Annotated in this window: 3 protein-coding genes; all 3 read right to left on the bottom strand. The window is 73.1% G+C overall.

The features are described from left to right. Positions 1-42: 42 nt before the first annotated feature. The 3 genes from HCN52_RS23120 to HCN52_RS23110 all read right to left on the bottom strand — a co-directional run bounded on the left by HCN52_RS23120 (position 43) and on the right by HCN52_RS23110 (position 3,098). Positions 43-822 carry an enoyl-CoA hydratase/isomerase family protein gene (locus tag HCN52_RS23120; protein WP_168090378.1) on the bottom strand — a complete coding sequence of 260 codons (780 nt, stop codon included), beginning with the start codon at positions 820-822 and terminating at the stop codon, positions 43-45. A 77-nt stretch (positions 823-899) separates the two neighbouring features. Then, positions 900-1,121, bottom strand: coding sequence for a helix-turn-helix domain-containing protein (locus HCN52_RS23115; protein WP_312876849.1), 222 nt, complete (start codon positions 1,119-1,121; stop codon positions 900-902). A gap of 378 nt (positions 1,122-1,499) precedes the next feature. Further along, on the bottom strand, positions 1,500-3,098 hold the full coding sequence (locus HCN52_RS23110; protein ID WP_168090377.1) for an ABC-F family ATP-binding cassette domain-containing protein: 1,599 nt from the start codon (positions 3,096-3,098) through the stop codon (positions 1,500-1,502). Positions 3,099-3,251: the final 153 nt, after the last annotated feature.

Raw genomic sequence — 3,251 nt, 5'->3', positions numbered from 1 at the left:
CCCCCCCCCCCCCGACGGGAGGGGTCGCGGAGGGCCGGCGGGTCAGTCCTCCGTGCCGAGCAGGTCGCGCAGCCTGCGCGCCTGGGCGGCGCGCTCGGCCGCCCGCTGTGCGTCGGGATCGGCGTCCACGGCCGAACGGAGCAGCGCCTTCGTCTCCACGACGGCGTCGCGGGGCGGCGCGAGCAGCGCGGCCACCAGGTCCGCGGTGGCGGACTCGAGGTCCGCGGCGGGCACGACGAGATTGGCCAGGCCGACCCGGTCGGCCTCCTCCGCGCGCACCGAGCGACCGGTCGCGCACATCTCCAGCGCGCGGGCGTACCCGACCAGCGCGACGAGGGGTGAGGTGCCGCCGAGGTCGGGCACCAGGCCCAGCGAGGTCTCGCGCATCGCGAACTCGACGTCGTCCGCGCAGACCCGCAGGTCGCAGGCGAGCGCGAGCTGGAATCCGGCGCCGATGGCGTGGCCGCGGACCGAGGCGACCGTGACGATGTCGTTCCGCCGCCACCAGGTGAACGCCTCCTGGTAGCCGGCGATGACCTCGTCCAGCGAGGCGTCGTCCAGCCGGGCCAGTTCGGCGAAGGACGGCTCGCCGGGCAAGCCGTCGGGGGTGAAGGCGCGCCGGTCCAGACCGGCGGAGAAGGAAGGGCCCTCGGCGGTGAGCACCGCCACCCGGACCGTCCCCGGGAGGGCGCGCCCCGCAGCGGCCAGCGCGCGCCAGGTGGCGAACGTCTGGGCGTTGCGCTTCTCGGCGCGGCACAGGGTGACCGTGGCGACGGGGCCGTCCACGGTGACCCGTACCCCGTCCTGGTCCAGCAGTGTCATCGACCCCTCCGAACGTTACTCACCGGTAGTCATTGCCCGGGCAGAGTAACGGTCGGACGGAGCCGCTTCAACGGCGGTCAGGAGGCGGCTGCCTTCTTTCCTCTGGTGGCGCCCCCGCGTCCGCGCAGGTTCACCTCCGATTCTCGGAGCATCCGGTGGACGAATCCGTAGGACCGGCCCGTCTCCTCGGCCAGCGCCCGGATACTCGCACCTGATTCGTATTTCCGCTTGAGGTCTGCCGCGAGCTGCTCGCGCGCGGCGCCGGTCACCCGGCTTCCCTTTTTCAGAGTCTCGGCCACCCGTGCCTCCTCAAGGAAGTGCGCTCTGGAACTCTCATGATCACCCCTAACCGGCTTCCTGGCCACCCATTCGGCGAGGTCGCTGCCGACCGCACCGATCCCCACCCGCGCGTCGATCGGGACCTCGGTCGGACCGCGGGAGCCGGCGGCCCGGGGCCACGGCGCCGTCGTGGCAGGTCAGCGGCGAGCACCCGGCACCGGCGGCCGACGGCTCCCCCGGCGGCCGCGCGGGGCGGCGGTGACCGGCGCACACCAAAACCTCACCCGCACGACGGACGCCGGTTCGGCCCGCCGCCGCGCCGGGACGCGCATCGGCCGGGCTCCCGCCGCGCCGGTGGGCGGTGCGACGAGAGCCCGGCCGGGCAGGGACGCGCGGGGTCAGGCCAGGGTGACCAGGTCGGCGTAGTCGGCGCTCCAGAGGTCCTCGACCCCGTCGGGCAGCAGGATGATCCGCTCCGGTTCCAGGGCGTCGACCGCGCCCTCGTCGTGGGTGACGAGGACGACGGCACCGGTGAAGGTGCGCAGCGCGCCCAGGATCTCCTCACGGCTGGCCGGGTCGAGGTTGTTGGTCGGCTCGTCCAGCAGCAGGACGTTGGCGGAGGAGACGACCAGGGTGGCGAGCGCGAGCCGGGTCTTCTCCCCGCCGGAGAGGACTCCGGCGGGCTTGTCGACGTCGTCGCCGGAGAACAGGAACGACCCGAGGGTCTTGCGGACGTCCACCAGATCCATGTCGGGTGCGGCGGAGCGCATGTTCTCCAGGACGGTGCGGTCCGGGTCGAGCGTCTCGTGCTCCTGGGCGTAGTACCCCAGTTTGAGGCCGTGGCCCGGGGTGACGCTGCCGGTGTCCGCGGGCTCGACGCCGGCGAGCAGCCGGAGCAGCGTGGTCTTGCCCGCTCCGTTGAGGCCGAGGATCACGACGCGGGAGCCCCGGTCGATGGCGAGGTCGACGTCGGTGAAGATCTCCAGCGAACCGTAGGACTTCGACAGCCCCTCCGCGGTCAGCGGGGTCTTCCCGCAGGGGGCGGGGTCGGGGAACCGGAGCTTGGCGACCTTGTCGGAGCGGCGCTGCTCCTCCAGTCCGGCGAGCAGCCGGTCGGCACGCTTGGCCATGTTCTGCGCGGCAGTGGCCTTGGTGGCTTTGGCCCGCATCTTGTCGGCCTGCGAGTGCAGGGCCGCCGCCTTCTTCTCGGCGTTGGCGCGCTCCCGGCGCCGGCGGCGCTCGTCCGCCTCGCGCTGGGTGAGGTACTGCTTCCACCCCATGTTGTAGACGTCGATCCGGGAGCGGTTGGCGTCCAGGTAGAAGACCTTGTTGACGACCGTCTCGACCAGGTCGATGTCGTGGGAGATCACGATGAGACCGCCGCGGAAGGTCCGCAGGAAGTCCCGCAGCCAGACGACGGAGTCGGCGTCCAGGTGGTTGGTCGGCTCGTCGAGCAGCAGGGTGTCGGCGTCGGAGAAGAGGATGCGGGCCAGCTCGACCCGGCGCCGCTGGCCGCCGGAGAGGGTGTGGAGCGGCTGGCCGAGGACCCGGTCGGGCAGCCCGAGGCTGGCCGCGATGGTCGCCGCCTCCGCCTCGGCCGCGTACCCGCCCTTGGTCAGGAACTCGGTCTCCAGGCGCTCGTACTTGCGCATCGCCTTCTCGCGGGTGGCGCCCTTGCCGTTGGCCATCCGGTCCTCGTTCTCCCGCATCCGCGTGATGACGGTGTCGAGGCCGCGGGCGGAGAGGATGCGGTCGCGGGCGAGGCAGTCGAGGTCGCCGGTGCGCGGGTCCTGCGGGAGGTAGCCGACCTCGCCGCTGCGCGTGATGCTGCCGCCGGCGGGGGTGCCCTCGCCGGCGAGGCACTTGGTGAGGGTGGTCTTGCCGGCGCCGTTGCGGCCGACGAGACCGACGCGGTCGCCCGCGGCGACACGGAAGGAGGCGGACTCGATGAGGACGCGGGCGCCGGCGCGCAGCTCCACGGCGTTGGCGGAAATCATGGACAGAACTCCAGGGCAGGGGGTACGGGCGGGGTGTCGGGGTCGGCGGCCGGCACGGGGCCGCGGGCGTCCGGCCCGCTAATGCACGAGGAACAGCGTGTCCATGGCCGCCAGTCTACGGGCCCGTGGCAACTGGTTTCGGCGGGCGCCCGC

The organism is Streptomyces bohaiensis (genome assembly GCF_012033785.1).
In the GTDB taxonomy this organism is placed as follows: Bacteria; Actinomycetota; Actinomycetes; order Streptomycetales; family Streptomycetaceae; genus Streptomyces; species Streptomyces bohaiensis.
The sequence above is the reverse complement of the archived record's forward strand: the minus strand, read 5'-3'. Positions and strand labels throughout refer to the sequence as shown.